The sequence below is a fragment of the Streptomyces sp. ISL-10 genome, assembly GCF_018614575.1.
Taxonomy (GTDB): domain Bacteria; phylum Actinomycetota; class Actinomycetes; order Streptomycetales; family Streptomycetaceae; genus Streptomyces.
Window position 1 is genome coordinate 666,511 of sequence record NZ_JAGGOJ010000011.1, and the last position, 20,007, is coordinate 686,517.

Genomic DNA, 20,007 nt, shown 5'->3' on the forward strand with positions numbered 1-20,007 from the left:
TATGAACACCCGCACCCCGCTGATGGCGGGCAACTGGAAGATGAACCTCAACCACCTCGAGGCCATCGCCCACGTCCAGAAGCTCGCCTTCGCGCTGGCCGACAAGGACTACGACGCCGTCGAGGTCGCCGTCCTGGCGCCCTTCACCGACCTGCGGTCCGTGCAGACCCTGGTCGACGGCGACAAGCTGAAGATCAAGTACGGTGCCCAGGACCTCTCGGCGCACGACTCCGGCGCCTACACCGGCGAGATCTCAGGCCCGATGCTGGCCAAGCTGAAGTGCACCTACGTCGCCGTGGGCCACTCCGAGCGCCGTCAGTACCACGCCGAGAGCGACGAGGTCTGCAACGCCAAGGTGAAGGCCGCCTACCGGCACGGCCTGACCCCGATCCTGTGCGTCGGCGAGGGCCTGGAGATCCGCAAGGCAGGAAACCAGGTCGAATACACGCTCGCGCAGCTCGACGGCGGCCTGAAGGACGTCCCGGCCGAGCAGGCCGAGTCCATCGTGATCGCCTACGAGCCGGTGTGGGCCATCGGCACCGGTGAGGTCGCGACGCCCGAGGACGCGCAGGAGGTCTGCGGGGCGATCCGCGGCCGTCTCGCGGAGCTGTACAGCCAGGAGCTGGCCGAAAGGGTCCGCATCCAGTACGGCGGCTCGGTGAAGGCCGGGAACGTCGCCGCGATCATGGCTCAGCCCGACGTCGACGGCGCCCTGGTCGGCGGCGCGGCACTGGACGCGGACGAGTTCGTCAAGATCGTCCGCTTCCGCGACCAGTGAGTATGCGCTAGCGCGGATCCGGCGTACCCTTGCGGGGGCCGAGGCTCACAGTGCCACTATGCGGCTCCGCCGCGTGGCGAGCCCGGCCCCCGCAGTACATGTCGGTATCAGTTCTGATCAGTCCGAGGAAGTTGGTCCAGCCGTGGTTATGGGGTTCTCGATCGCCCTGATCGTCTTCAGCCTGCTGCTGATGCTGCTGGTGCTGATGCACAAGGGGAAGGGCGGCGGCCTCTCCGACATGTTCGGTGGCGGCATGCAGTCGTCCGTCGGTGGCTCGTCGGTCGCCGAGCGCAACCTCGACCGCATCACCGTCGTGATCGGTCTGCTGTGGTTTGCGTGCATTGTCGTACTTGGTCTGCTGGTGAAGCTCGACAGCTGACCCACCTCCTTCCCGTCCCGACCTGGGGTGTAACTCCAATCACTGGACGAGCGTTGGGCCTTACGTAGACTGGGGCACTCGCGGCGCAGCCGCTGTGAGACGCTGTGCAGCACCATCACGCAGGGAGTTACGACCGTGGCAAGTGGCAACGCGATCCGGGGAAGCCGGGTCGGAGCGGGGCCGATGGGCGAGGCAGAGCGGGGCGAGTCGGCACCGCGCCTCCGCATCTCCTTCTGGTGCTCCAACGGGCACGAGACGCAGCCGAGCTTCGCCAGTGACGCACAGGTCCCCGACACCTGGGACTGCCCGCGCTGCGGGTTCCCGGCCGGCCAGGACCGGGACAATCCGCCGGACCCGCCGCGCACCGAGCCGTACAAGACGCACCTGGCGTATGTGCGCGAGCGGCGCAGTGACGCGGACGGTGAGGCGATCCTCGCTGAGGCGCTCGCCAAACTGCGGGGCGAGATCTAGACGTTGAGTCCGGCCGGACACCTGATGGGGTGCCGGCCGGACTTCGTCGTTCCGGGGCCGCCCGGCCGCTTCTCGCCGTCCCGCGGCCCGCTGGCACGTCATCCATCCGCCTGATCAATTAGGTTGGAGACGCAGCGGGGCATGCAGGCAGGTACGAGAAGAAGTGGGCTGATGTCCGAGATGAACGCAGAACGTCCTACGAGGCTCCACCAGATGTCGCCATGGGTCGCTCTCGGCAAGCATCGCGAGCAGTTGGGCGACACCCACCTGCGGGAGCTGTTCGCCGCCGACGCCGGGCGCGGCAGCGGATACACCCTGCGGGTCGGCGATCTGTACATCGACTACTCCAAGCACCTCGTCACCGACGAGACGCTCGCGCTCCTGCGCGAGCTGGCCGAGGCCACCGGCGTGTACGCCCTGCGCGACGCCATGTTCCGCGGCGAGAAGATCAACACCACTGAGGACCGGGCGGTCCTGCACACCGCGCTGCGCGCCCCGCGTGACGCCGTCATCGAGGTCGACGGCGAGAACGTGGTCCCCGCCGTGCACGCCGTGCTCGACAAGATGGCCGCCTTCTCGGACCGGATCCGCTCCGGCGAGTGGATCGGCCACACCGGCAAGCGCATCAGGAACGTGGTCAACATCGGCATCGGGGGTTCCGACCTCGGGCCCGCGATGGCGTACGAGGCGCTCCGCTCCTACACGGCGCGCGACCTGACGTTCCGTTTCGTCTCCAATGTCGACGGCGCCGATCTGCACGAGGCCGTACGCGACCTCGACCCGGCCGAGACGCTGTTCATCGTCGCCTCCAAGACCTTCACCACGATCGAGACGATCACCAACGCCACCTCCGCGCGCTCCTGGCTGCTCACCGGGCTCCGCGCGGACCAGGAGGCTGTCGCCAAGCACTTCGTCGCCCTGTCGACGAACGCCGAGAAGGTCGCCGACTTCGGCATCGACACGGCGAACATGTTCGAGTTCTGGGACTGGGTCGGCGGGCGGTACTCGTACGACTCCGCCATCGGCCTCTCGCTGATGATCGCAATCGGCCCGGACCGCTTCCGGGAGATGCTGGCCGGCTTCCGCCTCGTCGACGAGCACTTCCGCACCGCGGCTCCCGAGGCCAACGCACCTTTGCTGCTCGGTCTGCTGGGTGTCTGGTACGGGGCGTTCTTCGACGCCCAGTCGCACGCGGTCCTGCCGTACTCCCACTATCTGTCCAAGTTCACCGCGTACCTCCAGCAGCTGGACATGGAGTCCAACGGCAAGTCCGTGGACCGGGACGGCAACCCCGTCGACTGGCAGACCGGCCCCGTCGTCTGGGGCACGCCCGGCACCAACGGGCAGCACGCCTACTACCAGTTGATCCACCAGGGGACGAAGGTCATCCCGGCGGACTTCATCGGCTTCGGCCGGCCGGTCGACGAGTTGCTGCCCGGCCTCGTCGCCCAGCACGACCTGCTCATGGCCAACTTCTTCGCGCAGACGCAGGCCCTGGCCTTCGGCAAGACGCCCGATGAGGTGCGGGCGGAAGGCGTCGCGGAGGAGCTCGTGCCGCACAAGACCTTCCGCGGCAACCACCCCACCACCACCGTCCTCGCCGATGAACTCACCCCGTCCGTGCTCGGCCAGCTCATCGCGCTGTACGAGCACAAGGTCTTCGTCCAGGGCGCGATCTGGAACATCGACTCCTTCGACCAGTGGGGTGTCGAGCTCGGCAAGGTGCTCGCCAAGAAGATCGAGCCCGTGCTGACCAAGGGCACCGGCGGCGAGCAGCTCGACAGCTCGACCGCCACGCTGGCGGCCGAGTACCGCGCGCTGCGCGGCCGCTGAGCCGATGCGGGGGGAGAACGCGGTGCGGCTGCGGCCGCCGCAGAACCGGCTGAACGAACGCGCCGTCGGCTGGTGGCGCACGCAGTGCCTGCTGATGGCAGCCGTTCCCGCGGCCGTACTGGCCGTGCTCGGCACGCTCATCGTGCCCGCACGCGCCTGGTTGTGGGGCCCGGCCGCCGCGGTGGCCGTCATCGGCCTCGCCGGCACCGCGTTCTTCCCCGCCTGGTGGTACCGGGTGCACCGCTGGGAGGTCACCGACGAAGCGGTGTACGTCCGCACCGGCGCGCTGTGGCAGGAGTGGCGGATCGCCCCGATGTCCCGCATCCAGACCGTGGACACCGTGCGGGGCCCGCTGGAGCAGGCGTTCCGGCTCGCCACGGTGACCGTCACGACCGCCTCGTCCAAGGGTGCGATCAGGATCGAGGGGCTCGACCACGAGCTCGCGGCGGAGCTCGCGGAGCGGCTCACCCGGATCACGCAGGCGACGCCGGGGGACGCGACATGAGCGAGGGCGGCGGGTCAGCGGGCTCGGGCGGCTCGGACGGTGTCCCGCCGGGTCCGGCCGCCGCGGGCCCTGGCGTACCGGACGGCCCGCTCCGCGCCGGCGGCCAGGCCGGCCCTGGTGGTCCCGGCGGACCCGGTGACCTGGGGGAAAAGGCCCAGGCGCTCCCCGCCCCTGACCACGAGTGGCGTCGCCTGGACGGGCGTACGGTCCTGGTCAACGCCCTCGTCATGGCGGGCGTCGCCGGAGGAGCCGGTCTGCCCGCGCTGTTCGGTCTGCTCCGCGGCATGCCCCTGTGGCAGGCGCTCGGCTGGGTGCTGGCCGGCGCCGTCCTGCTCGTCACCGCCGCCACCGGAGCCGACTACGTCCGCTGGCGCCGCACCCGCTACCGCATCGGACCCGAACGCGCCGAACTCCGCACCGGACTGCTGCTCGTCAAGCGGCGTTCCCTCGCCCGCGAGCGCATCCGCAGCGTCGACCTGACGGCCAACGTTCTGCTGCGGATCCTCGGCCTCGTCCGGGTGCGGATCGGCACCGGTGAGCAGACCGCCGGTGGCGAGTCGACGCTCGAACTCGATGCCGTCTCCAAGGCGGAGGCCGAGCGGCTGCGCATACAACTGCTGGCCCGTACGGCGCCGTCCCCCGGCCCGGTAGAGGCGACGGACGGCGTCCTGGCCGCTCTCGACCCCGTCTGGATCCGCTACGCGCCGGTGTCCTTCGTCGCACCACTGCTCGGCGGCGCGGCGGTCGGGGCCGTGATGCAGGTCAGCGAGTGGTTCGGCGCCCAGGCCGAGGTCATCGACTGGATATGGGGCCGCTTCAGGGACACCCCGCTGATATGGATGATCGTCGTGCTGGCCGGGGCGGCGATCGCCACGGGCGTCGTGGGCGCGCTCGGCCTGTGGATCGAGATGTGGTGGAACTACCGCCTGGAGCGGGAACCGGGCGGCACCCTGCGGGTGCGGCGCGGTCTGCTCACCGCCCGCTCGACATCGATCGAGGAACGGCGCCTGCGCGGAATCGACCTCGTCGAGCCGCTGGGGGTACGGCTGGTCGGCGCGGCACGCCTGGACGCGGTGGCCACGGGGCTCGTCAAGGACGGCGAGGACGAGCACGCCGACCGCAAGACCCTTCTCCCGGCGGTGCCGCGTGCCCTGGCCGACGAGGTCGCGGGGCGCGTGCTGCGCGAGCCCGTCGCCCCGACCGCCGCGTCGCTGCTGACCCCGCACCCACGGGCCGCCCGTGGCAGGCGCCTGCGCTGGGCGTTGACGACGGCGCTGCTCCCCGCCTTGCTGCTCGCTCTGCTGGGGTGGTGGCTCACGCCGGTGCTGCTGTGGACAGCGCTGGGCTGCGCGGTGGCCGCGGTCCCGGTGGCGGTCGCGCTCGGACTCGACGCGTACCGGAGCCTGGGCCACGGCGTCACGGGCGCGTACCTGCTGAGCCGCTCGGGCACCGTACGGCGCAGCACCGTGGCGCTGCAGAGGTCCGGGGTGATCGGCTGGACGGTGCGGCAGTCCGTCTTCCAGCGCCGGGCGGGCCTGATCACGGTGACGGCGACGACAGCGGCGGGCGCGGGGGCGTACGACGTTCCCGACGCGGGGGAGTCGCAGGGGTTGACCTTCGCGGCGGAAGCGGTGCCGGGTCTGCTGGAGCCGTTCCTGATTCGCGACGACGGGGTGCGCACGGGCGGCTGACGGCGCGACAATCGCGCCATGAGCGCAGCCGGGTACGCGGGTACGCCCCTGGCCGGGAAGATCGGCATCAGGGCGGGCGACCGTGTGGTGCTGCGTCACCGCCCCGACGACTGGGAGGTCCCCGGGTTCCCCGAGGGTGTCAGCCTCACCGAACGGGCCTCGCACACCGCCGATGTGACGCTGACCTTCCACCGGACCCGCCGCGAACTGGCCCGCGAGGCGCCGGGCCTCGTCGAACGGCTGGCGGACCGGGCGATGCTCTGGGTCGCATGGCCGCGCAAGGCCGCCGGGCATGACAGCGACATCACCGAGAACGTGCTGCGGGAGGTGTTCCTGCCACTGGGCGTCGTGGATGTGAAGGTGGCGGCGCTGGGGGAGGACTGGTCGGCCCTGAAGTTCGTCCGCCGCACGGAGAACCGGGCGGGGTAGCAACGCAGGGCCTCTGCCCGGGCCCGCGCCTGTGCCGGCCCCGGGCCTCTGCCCGGGCCCGCGCCTCAATCGCAGGCGGGGCTGAAAGGCTTGTCGACGCTTGCCCCCGACCGGGATCGCCCCTGGATCGGCGGCGGGCAGCAACTGCCGCTCGGGCCGGTCCGGTGGGGAGGACAACGCGCCCCGAAGGGCGTTACGGGGTCACGGGCGCAGCCCAGGTCCCGGGTATGGGCGAGGAGGGGAAAACCGAAAACCGCCCCGCCCCACCACCTACGCCGACGCCGGCGGATACAGCGCCCGCGGCAGTTGCGACGCCGCCGCCGAATCCAGCAGCCACAGCGTGCGGGCCCTGCCGTACGCCCCCGCCGCCGGTGCCTGGATCTCGCCCGCGCCGGACAACGCGATCTGGACCGCCTTCGCCTTGTCCTCGCCCGCCGCGAGCAGCCACACCTCGCGAGCCGCGCGGATCGCGGGCAGCGTGAGCGAGACACGCGTCGGTGGCGGCTTCGGCGCCCCGTGGACGCCGACCACCGTGCGCTCGGTCTCGCGAACGGCAGGCAGCTCCGGGAAGAGCGACGCCACATGCGTGTCGGGGCCCACCCCCAGCAACAGCACGTCGAACGTCGGCACCGGGCCGTGGTCCTCCGGGCCGGCCGCCGCGGCCAGCTCGGCCGCGTAGGCCGCAGCCGCGGCGTCCACGTCCGAGCCGTACGGACCGTCCGACGCCGGCATGACATGCACCCGCGCAGGGTCCACCGGCACCGTGTCCAGCAGGGCCGCACGGGCCTGCGTGACATTGCGCTCGGGGTCGCCGTCCGGCAGGAAGCGCTCGTCGCCCCACCACAGGTCGAGCCGCGACCAGTCGATCGCGTCCCGCGCGGGGGCCGAACTCAGCGCCGCCAGCAGTCCGTTGCCGTTGCGGCCGCCGGTGAGGACCACCGAGGCCGAACCGCGGGCGGCCTGGGCGTCCACGATCCTCGTGATCAGCCGGGCCGCCGCGGCCTGTGCCATCAGCTCCTTGTCGTGGTGCACGACCACCTGCGCCGCGCTCACTTCGACGCCGCCTTCTTCGCCGGAGCGGCCTTCTTCGCGGGCGCCGCCTTCTTCTCCGCCGGAGCCTGCGCGGCGTCGGCCACCGGGTCAGCCGACTCGCCCACGGCCACTGCCGTGTCGCTCAGCCGGTCGACCCCGTACCGCAGCGCCGAGGCGTAGGTGTCGTCGGGGTCGAGCCGCCGCAGTTCCTCCGCGATCAGCTCGGCCGTCTCACGCCGCTTGAGCGCCACCGCGCGGTCCGGCTGGCCCTGGATGGACAGGGTCGCGAGCGACCCGTCCGGCCGGTCCAGCACGATCGGCCCGCACGTGGACTCCATCCGCACCGAGGTGAGTCCCGGGCCCGCGGACGACGACCGCTTCACCGGGACGTCCAGCCGGTCCGCGAGCCACATGGCCAGCAGCTCGCAGCTCGGGTTGAACTCCTCGCCCTCCACCTCGACCGAGGTGACCTTGCACGTGACCTGGTCCAGGGCGGCCGCGAGCATCGAGCGCCACGGCGTGATCCGGGTCCAGGACAGGTCGGTGTCGCCGGGGCTGTACGCCTCGGCGCGGGCGGTGAGTTCCTGCACCGGCTGCTCGGCTGCGTACGTGTCGGTCACGCGGCGCTGCGCCAGCGCGCCGAGCGGGTCGGCCGCCGGGTCGGTCGGCGCGTTCACCGGCCACCAGACGACGACGGGGGCGTCGGGCAGCAGCAGCGGGAGCACCACGGACTGGGCATGCTCGGTGATCTCTCCGTACAGCCGGAGGATCACCGTCTCGCCCGTGCCCGCGTCGGCGCCGACGCGGACCTCGGCGTCGAGACGCGCCTTGGCGCGGTCGCGCGGGGAGCGCGAGACACGCTTGACGACGACGAGGGTGCGCGAAGGGTGCTCGCGCGAGGCCTCATTGGCGGCCTTGAGCGCGTCGTAGGCGTTCTCCTCGTCGGTGACGATGACGAGGGTGAGCACCATGCCGACGGCCGGGGTGCCGATCGCACGACGACCCTGCACCAGCGCCTTGTTGATCTTGCTGGCCGTGGTGTCCGTAAGGTCGATCTTCATGGCCGGCGCCAGCTCCGTCCGTCTCGTGCGAGCATCTCGTCCGCCTCGGTGGGCCCCCAGGTACCGGCGGGGTACTGCGCGGGCTTGCCGTTGGTGTCCCAGAACTGCTCGATCGGGTCGAGGATCTTCCAGGACAGCTCGACCTCCTCCACCCGCGGGAAGAGGTTGGAGTCGCCGAGCAGGACGTCGAGGATCAGCCGCTCGTACGCCTCCGGGCTGGACTCCGTGAACGACTCGCCGTAGGCGAAGTCCATCGACACGTCCCGCACCTCCATGGAGGTGCCGGGCACCTTGGAGCCGAAGCGCATGGTGACGCCCTCGTCCGGCTGGACCCGGATGACCAGGGCGTTCTGCCCCAGCTCCTCCGTGGCCGTGGAGTCGAACGGGGAGTGCGGGGCGCGCTGGAAGACGACCGCGATCTCGGTGACCCGGCGGCCGAGACGCTTGCCGGTGCGCAGGTAGAAGGGGACGCCCGCCCAGCGGCGGTTGTCGATCTCCAGCTTGATCGCGGCATAGGTGTCGGTCTTGGAGGCCGCGTCGATGCCGTCCTCCTGGAGGTAGCCGACAGCCCTCTCGCCACCCTGCCAGCCCGCCGCGTACTGCGCGCGGACCGTGCTGAGGCCCAGGTCCTTCGGCAGCTTCACCGCGCCCAGCACCTTGGTCTTCTCGGCCGCCAGCGCGTCGGCATCGAAGGAGGCGGGCTCCTCCATCGCGGTCAGCGCCAGCAACTGGAGGAGGTGGTTCTGGATGACGTCACGGGCGGCGCCGATGCCGTCGTAGTAGCCGGCCCGGCCGCCGATGCCGATGTCCTCGGCCATCGTGATCTGCACGTGGTCCACGTAGGACCGGTTCCATATCGGCTCGAACAGAGTGTTCGCGAACCGCAGCGCCAGGATGTTCTGGACGGTCTCCTTGCCCAGGTAGTGGTCGATGCGGAAGACCTCGTTGGGCGGGAAGACCTCGTGGACGACCTGGTTGAGCTCCTTGGCGGAGGTCAGGTCGTGACCGAACGGCTTCTCGATGACCGCGCGGCGCCAGGAGCCTTCCGTCTGGTCCGCGAGACCGTGCTTCTTCAGCTGCTGCACGACCTTGGGGAAGAACTTCGGCGGCACGGACAGGTAGAACGCGAAGTTGCCACCCGTTCCCTGCACCTTGTCCAGGTCCTCGATGGTCGCCTTCAGCTGCTCGAAGGCGTCGTCGTCGTCGAAGGTGCCCTGCACGAAGCGCATGCCCTGGCTCAGCTGCTGCCAGACCTCCTCGCGGAACGGCGTGCGCGCGTGCTGCTTGACCGCGTCGTGGACCTCCTGCGCGAAGTCCTCGTCCTGCCACTCGCGGCGGGCGTACCCGATGAGCGAGAAGCCCGGCGGCAGCAGCCCCCGGTTGGCGAGGTCGTAGACGGCGGGCATCAGCTTCTTGCGGGACAGGTCCCCGGTGACGCCGAAGATGACCAGGCCCGACGGCCCCGCGATACGCGGGAGCCGTCGGTCTGCAGCATCACGGAGCGGGTTGGCTCCGCCAATACCGGACAAGGTAGGTCAGCCCTCCGACGGTGCGAGGCGCTTGAGCTCTGCCTCGGTCGACTTCAACAGGTCGTTCCAGGACGCCTCGAACTTGTCGACGCCCTCGTCCTCCAGCAACTGGACGACGTCGTCGTAGGCGATGCCCAGCTTCTCGACCGCGTCGAGCTCGGCCCGGGCCTGCTCGTAGGTGCCGCGGACCTTGTCGCCGGTGATCTCGCCGTGGTCGGCCGTGGCGTCGAGGGTGGCCTCAGGCATGGTGTTGACCGTGCCCGGGGCGACCAGCTCGTCGACGTACAGCGTGTCCTTGTACGCCTTGTCCTTGACACCCGTCGAAGCCCACAGCGGACGCTGCTTGTTGGCCTGGGCCTTGTCGAGCGCGGCCCAGCGGTCACCGCTGAACACCTCTTCGAACGCCTGGTAGGCGAGGCGGGCGTTGGCCAGCGCGGCCTTGCCGCGGGCCTCCTTGGCCTCCGGGGTGCCCAGGGCGTCCAGGCGCTTGTCGATCTCGGTGTCCACGCGGGACACGAAGAACGACGCCACCGAGTGGATCCTGGACAGGTCCAGGCCGCGCTCCTTGGCCTTCTCCAGTCCGGCCAGGTAGGCGTCCATGACCTCGCGGTAACGCTCCAGCGAGAAGATCAGCGTCACGTTCACGCTGATGCCGAGGCCGATGACCTCGGTGATCGCAGGCAGACCCGCCTTGGTGGCCGGGATCTTGATGAGCGTGTTCGGGCGGTCCACCAGCCATGCCAGCTGCTTGGCCTCGGCCACCGTGGCCCTGGTGTTGTGCGCCAGGCGCGGGTCGACCTCGATGGAGACCCGGCCGTCCTGGCCGTCCGTCGCGTCGAAGACCGGGCGCAGGATGTCCGCGGCGTCACGCACGTCCGCGGTCGTGATCATGCGGAGGGCTTCCTCGACCGTCACCTTGCGGGCGGCGAGGTCCGCCAGCTGCTGGTCGTAGCCGTGGCCCTCCGAGATCGCCTTCTGGAAGATCGACGGGTTGGTGGTGACACCGACGACGTGCTGCTGGTCGATCAGCTCGGCGAGGTTGCCGGAGGTGATCCGCGTGCGGGACAGGTCGTCCAGCCAGATCGCCACGCCTTCGTCGGAGAGGCGCTTGAGTGCGTCTGTCATGAGAATTGCATCTCCTACTTGTCGTATACCGGCGTCAGCGCGCGGCGGCTTCCATCGATTCCCGCGCGGCGGCGGCGACCGCGTCGGCGGTGAAGCCGAACTCGCGGAAGAGGACCTTGCCGTCGGCCGACGCACCGAAGTGCTCCAGCGAGACGATGCGTCCGGCGTCGCCGACGTAGCGGTGCCAGGTCAGGCCGATACCTGCCTCGACCGCGACACGTGCCTTGACCGACGGGGGAAGCACGGCATCCCGGTACCCCTGGTCCTGCTCCTCGAACCACTCGACCGAAGGCATCGACACCACGCGGGTCGGCACACCGGCCGCCTGGAGCTGCTCGCGGGCCTCGACGGCCAGCTGCACCTCGGAGCCGGTACCGATCAGCACGACCTGCGGCTCGCCGCCGTCGGCCTCGAACAGCACATAGCCGCCCTTGGCCGCGTCCTCGTTGCGCTCGTACGTCGGCACGCCCTGGCGGGTCAGCGCGAGGCCGTGCGGGGCGCCCTTGCCGAACTCCTTGGTGTACCGCTTGAGGATCTCGCGCCAGGCGACGGCGGTCTCGTTCGCGTCCGCGGGGCGCACGACGTTCAGACCGGGGATCGCACGCAGCGAGGCCAGGTGCTCGACCGGCTGGTGGGTCGGGCCGTCCTCGCCGAGGCCGATGGAGTCGTGCGTCCACACATAGGTGACCGGCAGGTGCATCAGCGCGGACAGGCGTACGGCGTTGCGCATGTAGTCGGAGAACACCAGGAAGGTGCCGCCGTAGATGCGGGTGTTGCCGTGCAGGGCGATGCCGTTCATCACCGCGGCCATGGCGTGCTCGCGGATGCCGAAGTGGATCGTGCGGCCGTACGGATCCGCCTCCGGCAGCGGGTTGTCCGCGGGGAGGAACGACGACGTCTTGTCGATCGTCGTGTTGTTCGAGCCGGCCAGGTCCGCCGAGCCGCCCCACAGCTCGGGCACGACCGCGCCCAGGGCCTGGAGGATCTTGCCCGACGCGGCACGGGTGGCGACACCCTTGCCGGTCTCGAACTCGGGGAGCTTCTCCTCCCAGCCCGCCGGCAGCTCACCGGCCCGGATGCGGTCGAACTCCGCGGCGCGCTGCGGGTTGGCCGTGCGCCACGCGGCGAACGCCTTCTCCCACTCGCCGCGCGCCTCGCGGCCGCGGTCCAGCGCCTTGCGGGTGTGCGCGATGACCTCGTCGGAGACCTCGAAGTGCTGCTCCGGGTCGAAGCCCATGACGCGCTTGGTGGCCGCGATCTCCTCCTCGCCCAGCGCCGAGCCGTGCGCGGCCTCGGTGTTCTGCGCGTGCGGGGCCGGCCAGGCGATGATCGAGCGCATCGCGATGAACGACGGGCGGTCCGTGACGGCCTTGGCTGCCTCGATCGCGGCGTACAGCGCCGCCGGGTCCAGGTCGCCGTTCTCCTTGGGCTCCACGCGCTGCACGTGCCAGCCGTAGGCCTCGTACCGCTTCATGGTGTCTTCGGAGATCGCGGTCTCGGTGTCGCCCTCGATCGAGATGTGGTTGTCGTCCCACAGCAGGATCAGGTTGCCGAGCCTCTGGTGGCCGGCGAGCGAGGACGCCTCCGCGGAGATGCCCTCCTGGAGGCAGCCGTCACCGGCGATCGCGTACACGAAGTGGTCGAACGGCGAGGTGCCCTGTGCGGCCTCGGGGTCGAACAGGCCGCGCTCGTAGCGGGCGGCCATGGCCAGGCCCACGGCGTTGGCGACACCCTGGCCGAGGGGGCCGGTCGTCGTCTCGACACCGGTGGTGTGCCCGTACTCCGGGTGGCCCGGGGTCTTGCTGCCCCAGGTCCTGAACGCCTTGAGGTCGTCCAGCTCCAGACCGAAGCCGGCCAGGTAGAGCTGGATGTAGAGGGTCAGGGACGAGTGGCCCGCGGACAGCACGAAGCGGTCGCGTCCGGTCCAGTCGGCATCCGCCGGGTCGTGCCGCATCACCTTCTGGAAGAGGGTGTACGCGGCCGGTGCCAGGCTCATGGCCGTACCGGGATGGCCGTTGCCGACCTTCTGTACGGAATCCATGGCCAGGACGCGGACGGTGTCGACTGCCCGCTGGTCCACTGCGGTCCACTCGAGGTCTGTGGTGGTCGGCTTGGTGCTCACCCTGAGTCAGGGCTCCTCTCCACATGTCGAATCCCGGCGACGAGGGGTGCACCGGGCGGTGTCGAGCCTACCCTCGCAGTAACGCGCCCCTTTTCGAGTGCGTGTCTCACGAGATGGGTCGGACATTGTCAGAGTGCGGGTCCCGGGTGCCGTTCGCCCGGCGGGCATGTATACGCACGGCGTCGGGGGGTGGGCTCAACACGAGCCACCCCCGCGAAGATCGGCGTCTGGGCAACGTCTAGAGTGGCGTGGTACGCGCAAGTCTTCACGGGTCTTCGCTCCCCCATAGCCTCTCGGCATGGGAGGTGCCTCCAGAAGCTTGCTGGGATTTCTCTGTCAGGGGTGTGCGTGACGGCCGTCGAGTCCCGACCCGCGGGGGTCGTCTTGGCTACCGGCCCGGGGGGCCATCGGCCGTTCGGGGCCCGCGTCAAGGCATTCGTGGCGCTGACCAAGCCGCGGATCATCGAGCTGCTGCTGATCACCACCGTGCCGGTGATGTTCCTGGCCGAACAGGGCGTTCCGGACCTGTGGCTGGTGCTCGCGACCTGTCTCGGCGGCTACCTGTCCGCCGGCGGTGCCAACGCGCTCAACATGTACATCGATCGCGACATCGACGCACTGATGGACCGCACGTCCCAGCGCCCGCTCGTCACCGGCATGGTCTCGCCGCGGGAGGGGCTTGTCTTCGGCCTCGCCCTCGCCGTGATCTCCACACTCTGGTTCGGCCTGCTCGTCAACTGGCTGTCCGCCGCCCTGTCCCTCGGTGCGCTGCTGTTCTACGTCGTGGTCTACACGATGATCCTCAAGCGCCGCACCGCGCAGAACATCGTCTGGGGCGGCATCGCCGGCTGCATGCCGGTGCTGATCGGCTGGTCCTCCGTCACGAACTCGATGTCGTGGGCCGCCGTCGTCCTCTTCCTCGTCATCTTCTTCTGGACGCCGCCGCACTACTGGCCGCTGTCGATGAAGGTGAAGGAGGACTACGCGCGCGTCGGCGTGCCGATGCTCCCGGTCGTTGCGGGCAACAGCGTCGTGGCCCGGCAGATCGTCGCCTACAGCTGGGTGATGGTCGCCGTCTCCCTGCTGCTGACCCCCCTCGGCTACACCGGCTGGTTCTACACGGCGGTGGCGCTCGCGGCGGGCGGCTGGTGGCTGTGGGAGGCCCACGGGTTGCAGAACCGCGCGAAGAGCGGGGCGACGGGCGGCAAGCTCAAGGAGATGCGGCTGTTCCACTGGTCGATCACCTATGTGTCGCTGCTGTTCGTGGCCGTGGCGGTGGACCCCTTCCTCCGCTAGGGCCTCGCGTTCGGATCCTGCCGGACTCGTGCGCTGGCACGCTCCCCACGGCCTCCGGCGTGGGGCATGCCACTCGTTCCGGCGTCGCCAAGCGATCTACCCACGGGTAGCATCCTGACCATGGCAGACACCCAGGTTGAGACGAGCGCGCAGGACGCCGGCCGGGCCGCGAAGGCCGAGCACAGGGCGGCGAAGCTCGCCAAGCAGATCCGGTCGTTCTCCAAGGCGCACGGCGGCGCCGAGGGGCAGCTCGCCTACATCGGACAGATGGGCACCCGTATCGTCCTCGTCGGCGAGGACGGTGACTGGGGCGACCTCGTCGCGCCGACCCACGCCGTCGCCGTCAGCGCCGCCGAGAAGGCCGGGATCACGCTCCACGAGTCCTTCGACGGCGACTTCGCGGCGAAGGTCCGCACCGGCCCGTACGAGTGGACCCGCATGGCGGGCATCCAGCTCGGCGGCCCGTCCAACGACTGAGCAACACCTCGCGCGGGGCTCACCCGTTAGGTCTGTGGAAGCACGGTCCTAGACAGGGAGCTCCCGATGATCGACGCCGCGTCCTCGGTGCGTCTGGTCGACCAGTACTGCCACGGGGTGCTCCGTACGGAACTGGGCCTCGGCACCTTCGAGACACACCTCGGCCCCGGCGCCGGGACACCGGCCTCCGGCACCACGTTCTTCGACACCCAGACCGGCTTCGCCGTACGGCGCTGGTGCCCGCCGCTGCTCGGCCTCGAAGCCCACTGCCCGCCCGCCCACTATCTGGCCCGCCGACGCGAGCTGGGAGTGACCGAGGCGGGCAGACGGCTGCTCAGGGGTACCGGCATCGACACCTACCTGGTCGACACCGGTCCTCCCGGGGACCTCGCGGGGCCGGCGGAGATCGCCGCGGCGGGCGCGGCGGACGCACGGGAGATTGTCCGCCTGGAGCTGCTCGCCGAACAGGTCGCCGACACCTCCGGCACGGTCGAGTCCTTCCTCGCGAACCTCGCCGAGGCGGTGCACGGAGCGGCAGGATCGGCCGTCGCCTTCACCACCGTCGCGGGCGCGGCGGGCGGCGCAGCCCGCGATCCGAAGCCGCCAGGACCGGGGGAGGTGCGCGGGGCCGCGGACCGCTGGATCGCCGGGCGCCGCGCGGGCGACCCGCTGACCGACCCGGTGCTGCTGCGCCATCTGCTGTGGATCGCGGTCGCGTCGGGCCGGCCGCTGCAACTGCACCTGGGCGCCGGCGACCCCGTGCTGCTCGCGGCGTTCGCCGCGGCGACGGCGGGCCTCGGCACGGACCTGGTGCTGCTGCACGGCTATCCGCACCACCGCGGCGCCGCCCGGCTGGCGAGCGAGTATCCGCACGTGTACGCCGACTTGGGGCCCGCGGTGACGCGGACGGGCGCGCGGGCCGCGGCGGTGCTCGCGGAGATCCTGGAGCTGGCCCCGTTCGGAAAGCTGCTGTTCTCGAGCGGGGCGCGCGGCCTGCCGGAGCTGCACGTGGTGGGCGCCCGCACCTTCCGCGACGCGGTGAGCCGGGTACTCGGCGGCTGGGTGGACGAGGGCGCGTGGGCGCGCTCGGACGCGGAACGGGTGGCGGGGATGATGGCGGCCGGAAACGCGCGCCGGGTCTACGGGCTCACCGCACCGTGAGTCTCCCGGGGCCCGCGGCCCCGGAGCGGCAGCTCACACCGGAGAGAGCGCGTCGTCCGTCCGGGAGGGGGCCACTGCGTCCGACACCTGGCGCTCGCGCAGGCTGAGCGCGAGGCGCAGCACCGCGATCCACATCAGCGACGAGCCCAGCATGTGCAGGCCCACCAGGACCTCGGGGACGTGGGTGAAGTACTGGACGTAACCGATCACGCCCTGCGCCAGGACCACCAGCAGCAGGTCGCGCGCCCGGGCCCGGGTGTCGTCCGGGGCGTCGACCACCCGCAGCACCAGCCACATCGCCACGGCCAGCGCGCACACGACCCAGGCCGCGATCGCGTGGACGTGGGCCGCGGCCGTCCAGTCCCACGGCATACGCGGCACATCGCTGCTGTCACCCGCGTGCTTGCCGGAGCCCGTCACCGACGTCCCCAGCACGATCAGCACCGCCGACGCCGTGATGATCGCCCACGACAGCTTGCGCACCGGACGCGGCACGCGGGGCCGGGGTGCGGCGTCGCCCTCGCCGGTGCGCACCCAGGTCACGGTCGCGGCCGTGAGGAGCGCGTTGGCGAGCAGGAAGTGGCCGGCGACGGTCCACGGGTTCAGGCCCGCCCACACGGTGATGCCGCCGACGACGGCGTTGCCCATGACGATCCAGAACTGCAGCCACGCCAGCCGCGTCAGACCGCGCCGCCACGGCTTGGTGGAGCGCACCGCGATGATGGCCCAGCCGACCGCGGCGGACAGCACGTACGTCAGCATCCGGTTGCCGAACTCGATCGCGCCGTGGAGTCCCTGCTCGGACGTGGCGACCAGGCTGTCGTCCGTGCACTTGGGCCAGGTGTCGCAGCCGAGACCGGAGCCGGTCAGCCGGACGGCGCCGCCCGTGACGATGATGAAGACGCTCATCACGACGGCCGAGAGCGCCGCACGTCGCAGGGTTTTGGGCGACGGTGTCCAGCGCTGGGCGATATAGGCGAGGGGGGTCTGCACGGGCCCTATCGTAGGCGGGGGCTTGTGCACGGTTTCACGAGGGGTCCGGCGTGGGCGTGCACGTCATCCGGAAACGCGCCCCGTCCAGGTGTCCCTCCTCCTCCCACCACAGGGCGAACCGCCACCCCGCCTCGTCCCCCGGGCGGTCCGGCGAGTGCAGGAAGGCGTCCGTCAGATCGGCGGCGACCGCCGCAGCGGTCCTGTCCGTCACCGCGTCCGTGCCGCGCCAGGGATACGCCATCGGCATCCATGCCCCGTCGTCCGCGCGCACGTCGAACCGCCACACCGCCCGCCACGAGCGCGCTCGCAGGATCCGCCGCGCCTCGGACCCGTCCAGCCCAAGCCCCTCCGCGATCGCGTCCTTCGCCACGCCCTCGATCCGCCCCGCCAGGACCGCCAGCGGCACCAGCCGCTCGGGCAGCAGCGCGCGCTTGTGCAACTGGGTGAGCCCGCCCTCGAAGGGACAGCGCCGCAGCCGGCGCGCCAGCTGGTCCCCCAGATGCTCCAGCACGGCCGCGTGCGCGCGCTCCGCCGGGACGGGTGGCGCCCACGCCGTGTGGAACGCCCGCTCGGCCCGTACGGCCCACTCCGCCGCGTCGACCGGGCGGCCGAGCTCCTCCAGCCGGTCGCCGAGGAAGGCGTAGGCCTGGGCCAGCCCCTCCTGGTTGCGCGGGTCACCGTGGTCCAGCCTCTCCCAGACGGCGATCGCCCGGTGGGTGGCCTCCACGGCGGCAAGACCCGCGAGCCGGTCCTCGGCCGAGGGTTGCTCGCCCCGCGGACGAAAGGCGTAGCGCGGCAGCCCCATCTCGTCGCTGAGCGGTTCCGCGAGGTAGACGGCCTGGCTGAGCAAGGCCCTGGCATACCAGCGGGCGTGCTCGTCGTCGTGCCGCGCGGGCTCGGCGCAGTGGCGAACGGCCTCGTCCACCGCGGCCAGCGCGTCCGCACGTCGGCCGATGTCGAAGTGGTGCCGCGCCAGATCGCCGTAGCGCAGGCTCAGTCTGGCGGTGAGGGACAGATCGTCGGTCGTGTGCGGGGCGAGCGCAGCGATGAGATCCGTCAGCATGCGCTCGCGCCGACGGGCCGAGGCGCCGGGCCGGCCACCCCTGACCTTCGTCCACTCCGCGTCCAGTCGCAGTGCGGCATCCCGCTCCATCCAGACCTCCAGTTGTGCGGGTCCGACGGGAGCATCCTTGCGCGCGCCTCACTCCCAGCGGAAGAGCCGGGCGGCCGCCCCCAGTCCGAGCAGTGCCCATACGGAAAGGATTCCTAGATCGCCCCAGGGCATGCCGGCGCCCTGCTGCAGAACGTCGCGCAGCCCGTCCGACAGCGCCGAGATCGGCAGCAGCCCCAGGACCGACGCGACACCGGCGGGGAACCTGTCCAGCGGCACGATCACCCCGCCGCCCACCAGGAGCAGCAGGAAGACCAGGTTCGCGGCGGCCAGGGTCGCTTCGGCCCTGAGCGTCCCGGCCATCAGCAGCCCCAGCCCGGAGAAGGCCGCGGTGCCGAGGACGAGCAGCAGGAGCACGGCGAACGGATTGCCGTGCGGCGACCAGCCGAGCGCGAAGGCGATCACGGTCAGCAGCACGATCTGGAGCACCTCGGTGACCAGCACCGAGAGCGTCTTGGCACACATCAGCGCCCAGCGCGGGATGGGCGAGGCGCCGAGCCGCTTGAGCACCCCGTAGCGCCGCTCGAAGCCGGTCGCGATGGCCTGGCCGGTGAAGGCGGTGGACATCACGGCGAGCGCGAGGACGCCGGGTGCGAGGAAGTCGACGGCCCTGCCGTCGCCCGTGTCGACGATGTCCACCGTGGAGAACAGGACGAGAAGCAGCGACGGGATGATCACGGTGAGCAGCAGCTGCTCGCCGTTGCGCAGCAGCATTCTGGTCTCGAAGGCGGCCTGCGCCGCGATCATGCGGGTCAGCGGCGCGGCGCCCGGCTTCGGTGTGTACGTACCGGCGCTCATCCGCGCAGCTCCTTGCCCGTGAGCGTAAGAAAGACGTCTTCGAGCGTGTGGCGTTCGACCGAGATGCCGTCCGGCATCACTCCGTGCTGGGCGCACCAGGTCGTGACCGTCGCCAGCAGCTGGGGGTCGACCTGGCCGCTGATCCGGTACGCGCCAGGGGTGAGCTCCGCCGCGGCAGTGCCGTCCGGGAGCGCCTTGAGCAGCGAGCCGAGGTCGAGACCGGGGCGGCCGGTGAAGCGCAGGGTGTTCTCGGCGCCGCCGCGGCAGAGCTCCTCCGCGGTGCCGCGGGCGATCACCCGGCCCGCGTCCACGATGGCGACGGCGTCCGCCAGTTCCTCGGCCTCGTCCATGAAGTGCGTGGTCAGCACGGTGGTTACGCCGTCGGCGCGCAGTTCGCGCACGAGCTGCCAGGTGGCGCGGCGGGCCTGCGGGTCGAGCCCGGCCGTCGGCTCGTCGAGGAAGACGAGCTCGGGCCGGCCGATGACGGCCATGGCGAGAGCGAGCCGCTGCTGCTGACCGCCGGAGAGCCGGCGATAGGTGGTGCGGCCGCAGCTGCCGAGGCCGAGCCGTTCCATCAGCGCGTCGACGTCCAGCGGATGCGCGTGCAGCTTCGCCATGTGCCGCAGCATTTCGTCTGCGCGGGCGCCCGAGTACACGCCGCCGGACTGGAGCATCACGCCGACGCGCGGACGCAGCCGTGCCGCGTCGGCGACCGGGTCGAGGCCGAGGACGCGCACCGTGCCGGCGTCGGCGCGGCGGTATCCCTCGCAGGTTTCGATCGTGGTGGTCTTACCGGCTCCGTTGGGGCCGAGCACGGCGGTCACGGATCCCGCGGCGACGTCGAGGTCCAGGCCGTCCACCGCGGTCTTCGATCCGTACCGTTTGACCAGGCCCCGGATCTGGACGGCCCACTGGTTGCTCATGCGGGGAAGTCTAAGGACCCGCCGGGACCGCTCCGGCCGCGCCCCCGGGGCCCGCCGGGCGCACCGGCGGACTGCCTGGTCACGGGCCGGCCTGACCCCGGCAGGGGCCGTTTGGTGGTTGGCGTCCGGTTGGTGGTTTCCACGGGGCCGGCCTGACCCGGGCCGTGGCTTGCCCGGGCAGGGGCCGTTGGTGGTTGCTGTCCGGTTGGTGGTTTCCACGGGGCCGGCCTGAC

The 20,007-nt window shown here is 71.2% G+C and carries 19 protein-coding genes; 10 read left to right on the top strand and 9 right to left on the bottom strand.

Going from position 1 to position 20,007, the window contains the following annotated elements:
• Nucleotide 1: 1 nt before the first annotated feature.
• The 7 genes from tpiA (at nt 2) to J7E88_RS15645 (ending at nt 6,086) form a co-directional block, all read left to right on the top strand.
• On the top strand, nt 2-778 hold the full coding sequence (tpiA, locus tag J7E88_RS15615; protein WP_215181261.1) for a triose-phosphate isomerase: 777 nt from the start codon (nt 2-4) through the stop codon (nt 776-778).
• A 148-nt stretch (nt 779-926) separates the two neighbouring features.
• Nucleotides 927-1,157 carry a preprotein translocase subunit SecG gene (gene secG / locus J7E88_RS15620; RefSeq protein WP_215181569.1) on the top strand — a complete coding sequence of 77 codons (231 nt, stop codon included), beginning with the start codon at nt 927-929 and terminating at the stop codon, nt 1,155-1,157.
• Between the two features lie 135 nt (nt 1,158-1,292).
• Nucleotides 1,293-1,628 (top strand): RNA polymerase-binding protein RbpA, encoded by a 336-nt coding sequence (locus tag J7E88_RS15625; RefSeq protein WP_003957010.1) that lies wholly within the window; start codon nt 1,293-1,295, stop codon nt 1,626-1,628.
• Nucleotides 1,629-1,808: 180 nt separating this feature from the next.
• A complete protein-coding gene (gene pgi, locus J7E88_RS15630; RefSeq protein ID WP_215181571.1) occupies nt 1,809-3,461 on the top strand; it encodes a glucose-6-phosphate isomerase in 1,653 nt (550 codons plus the stop codon).
• Between the two features lie 4 nt (nt 3,462-3,465).
• Nucleotides 3,466-3,966, top strand: a complete 501-nt coding sequence (locus tag J7E88_RS15635) for a PH domain-containing protein (RefSeq protein ID WP_215181263.1) — start codon at nt 3,466-3,468, stop codon at nt 3,964-3,966.
• Nucleotides 3,963-5,657: a PH domain-containing protein gene (locus J7E88_RS15640; RefSeq protein WP_215181265.1), complete on the top strand. Its 1,695-nt coding sequence runs from the start codon at nt 3,963-3,965 to the stop codon at nt 5,655-5,657. The genes J7E88_RS15635 and J7E88_RS15640 overlap by 4 nt, the downstream gene beginning before the upstream one ends.
• 18 nt (nt 5,658-5,675) lie before the next feature.
• Nucleotides 5,676-6,086, top strand: coding sequence for a DUF3052 domain-containing protein (locus J7E88_RS15645; protein WP_215181267.1), 411 nt, complete (start codon nt 5,676-5,678; stop codon nt 6,084-6,086).
• A 270-nt stretch (nt 6,087-6,356) separates the two neighbouring features.
• Here J7E88_RS15645 and pgl read toward each other — a convergent pair whose 3' ends face one another.
• From pgl to tkt, 5 genes are read right to left on the bottom strand one after another with little or no spacing between them, the layout of a single operon-like run.
• On the bottom strand, nt 6,357-7,139 hold the full coding sequence (gene pgl, locus J7E88_RS15650; RefSeq protein ID WP_215181269.1) for a 6-phosphogluconolactonase: 783 nt from the start codon (nt 7,137-7,139) through the stop codon (nt 6,357-6,359).
• A complete protein-coding gene (gene opcA, locus J7E88_RS15655; protein ID WP_215181271.1) occupies nt 7,136-8,179 on the bottom strand; it encodes a glucose-6-phosphate dehydrogenase assembly protein OpcA in 1,044 nt (347 codons plus the stop codon). Before opcA ends, pgl begins: the two co-directional genes overlap by 4 nt.
• Nucleotides 8,176-9,699: a glucose-6-phosphate dehydrogenase gene (gene zwf / locus J7E88_RS15660; RefSeq protein ID WP_374196282.1), complete on the bottom strand. Its 1,524-nt coding sequence runs from the start codon at nt 9,697-9,699 to the stop codon at nt 8,176-8,178. The genes opcA and zwf overlap by 4 nt, the downstream gene beginning before the upstream one ends.
• A 15-nt stretch (nt 9,700-9,714) precedes the next feature.
• The gene (gene tal / locus J7E88_RS15665; protein ID WP_215181275.1) at nt 9,715-10,833 is read right to left on the bottom strand and encodes a transaldolase; all 1,119 of its coding nucleotides are present in this window, start codon (nt 10,831-10,833) and stop codon (nt 9,715-9,717) included.
• A gap of 34 nt (nt 10,834-10,867) precedes the next feature.
• A complete protein-coding gene (gene tkt / locus J7E88_RS15670) occupies nt 10,868-12,955 on the bottom strand; it encodes a transketolase (protein ID WP_215181277.1) in 2,088 nt (695 codons plus the stop codon).
• 342 nt (nt 12,956-13,297) lie between these two features.
• Between tkt and J7E88_RS15675 the strand changes: the two genes are divergently transcribed.
• The 3 genes from J7E88_RS15675 to J7E88_RS15685 all read left to right on the top strand — a co-directional run bounded on the left by J7E88_RS15675 (nt 13,298) and on the right by J7E88_RS15685 (nt 15,889).
• Nucleotides 13,298-14,251, top strand: coding sequence for a heme o synthase (locus J7E88_RS15675; protein WP_215181278.1), 954 nt, complete (start codon nt 13,298-13,300; stop codon nt 14,249-14,251).
• Nucleotides 14,252-14,371: 120 nt separating this feature from the next.
• Nucleotides 14,372-14,728, top strand: a complete 357-nt coding sequence (locus J7E88_RS15680) for a hypothetical protein (protein WP_215181280.1) — start codon at nt 14,372-14,374, stop codon at nt 14,726-14,728.
• Between the two features lie 66 nt (nt 14,729-14,794).
• A complete protein-coding gene (locus J7E88_RS15685; RefSeq protein WP_215181282.1) occupies nt 14,795-15,889 on the top strand; it encodes an amidohydrolase family protein in 1,095 nt (364 codons plus the stop codon).
• A gap of 33 nt (nt 15,890-15,922) precedes the next feature.
• Here J7E88_RS15685 and J7E88_RS15690 read toward each other — a convergent pair whose 3' ends face one another.
• Genes J7E88_RS15690 through J7E88_RS15705 form a run of 4 tightly spaced genes read right to left on the bottom strand, consistent with a single transcriptional unit; the run spans nt 15,923 to nt 19,774 of the window.
• Complete coding sequence (locus J7E88_RS15690) at nt 15,923-16,882, bottom strand: heme A synthase (protein ID WP_215181284.1); 960 nt, start codon at nt 16,880-16,882, stop codon at nt 15,923-15,925.
• Between the two features lie 34 nt (nt 16,883-16,916).
• Nucleotides 16,917-18,035 (bottom strand): hypothetical protein, encoded by a 1,119-nt coding sequence (locus tag J7E88_RS15695; RefSeq protein WP_215181286.1) that lies wholly within the window; start codon nt 18,033-18,035, stop codon nt 16,917-16,919.
• Between the two features lie 48 nt (nt 18,036-18,083).
• On the bottom strand, nt 18,084-18,851 hold the full coding sequence (locus tag J7E88_RS15700; protein ID WP_215181288.1) for an ABC transporter permease: 768 nt from the start codon (nt 18,849-18,851) through the stop codon (nt 18,084-18,086).
• The gene (locus J7E88_RS15705) at nt 18,848-19,774 is read right to left on the bottom strand and encodes an ABC transporter ATP-binding protein (RefSeq protein ID WP_215181290.1); all 927 of its coding nucleotides are present in this window, start codon (nt 19,772-19,774) and stop codon (nt 18,848-18,850) included. The genes J7E88_RS15700 and J7E88_RS15705 overlap by 4 nt, the downstream gene beginning before the upstream one ends.
• Between the last annotated feature and the right edge of the window lie 233 nt (nt 19,775-20,007).

Coding starts and splice junctions, on each gene's coding strand:
- tpiA (WP_215181261.1), top strand. CDS start 2: ATGAACACCCGCACCCCGCTGATGGCGGGCAACTGGAAGATGAACCTC.
- J7E88_RS15685 (WP_215181282.1), top strand. CDS start 14,795: ATGATCGACGCCGCGTCCTCGGTGCGTCTGGTCGACCAGTACTGCCAC.
- pgi (WP_215181571.1), top strand. CDS start 1,809: ATGAACGCAGAACGTCCTACGAGGCTCCACCAGATGTCGCCATGGGTC.
- J7E88_RS15700 (WP_215181288.1), bottom strand. CDS start 18,851: ATGAGCGCCGGTACGTACACACCGAAGCCGGGCGCCGCGCCGCTGACC.
- J7E88_RS15645 (WP_215181267.1), top strand. CDS start 5,676: ATGAGCGCAGCCGGGTACGCGGGTACGCCCCTGGCCGGGAAGATCGGC.
- J7E88_RS15640 (WP_215181265.1), top strand. CDS start 3,963: ATGAGCGAGGGCGGCGGGTCAGCGGGCTCGGGCGGCTCGGACGGTGTC.
- J7E88_RS15705 (WP_215181290.1), bottom strand. CDS start 19,774: ATGAGCAACCAGTGGGCCGTCCAGATCCGGGGCCTGGTCAAACGGTAC.
- opcA (WP_215181271.1), bottom strand. CDS start 8,179: ATGAAGATCGACCTTACGGACACCACGGCCAGCAAGATCAACAAGGCG.
- J7E88_RS15635 (WP_215181263.1), top strand. CDS start 3,466: ATGCGGGGGGAGAACGCGGTGCGGCTGCGGCCGCCGCAGAACCGGCTG.
- secG (WP_215181569.1), top strand. CDS start 927: ATGGGGTTCTCGATCGCCCTGATCGTCTTCAGCCTGCTGCTGATGCTG.
- J7E88_RS15680 (WP_215181280.1), top strand. CDS start 14,372: ATGGCAGACACCCAGGTTGAGACGAGCGCGCAGGACGCCGGCCGGGCC.
- tal (WP_215181275.1), bottom strand. CDS start 10,833: ATGACAGACGCACTCAAGCGCCTCTCCGACGAAGGCGTGGCGATCTGG.
- J7E88_RS15695 (WP_215181286.1), bottom strand. CDS start 18,035: ATGGAGCGGGATGCCGCACTGCGACTGGACGCGGAGTGGACGAAGGTC.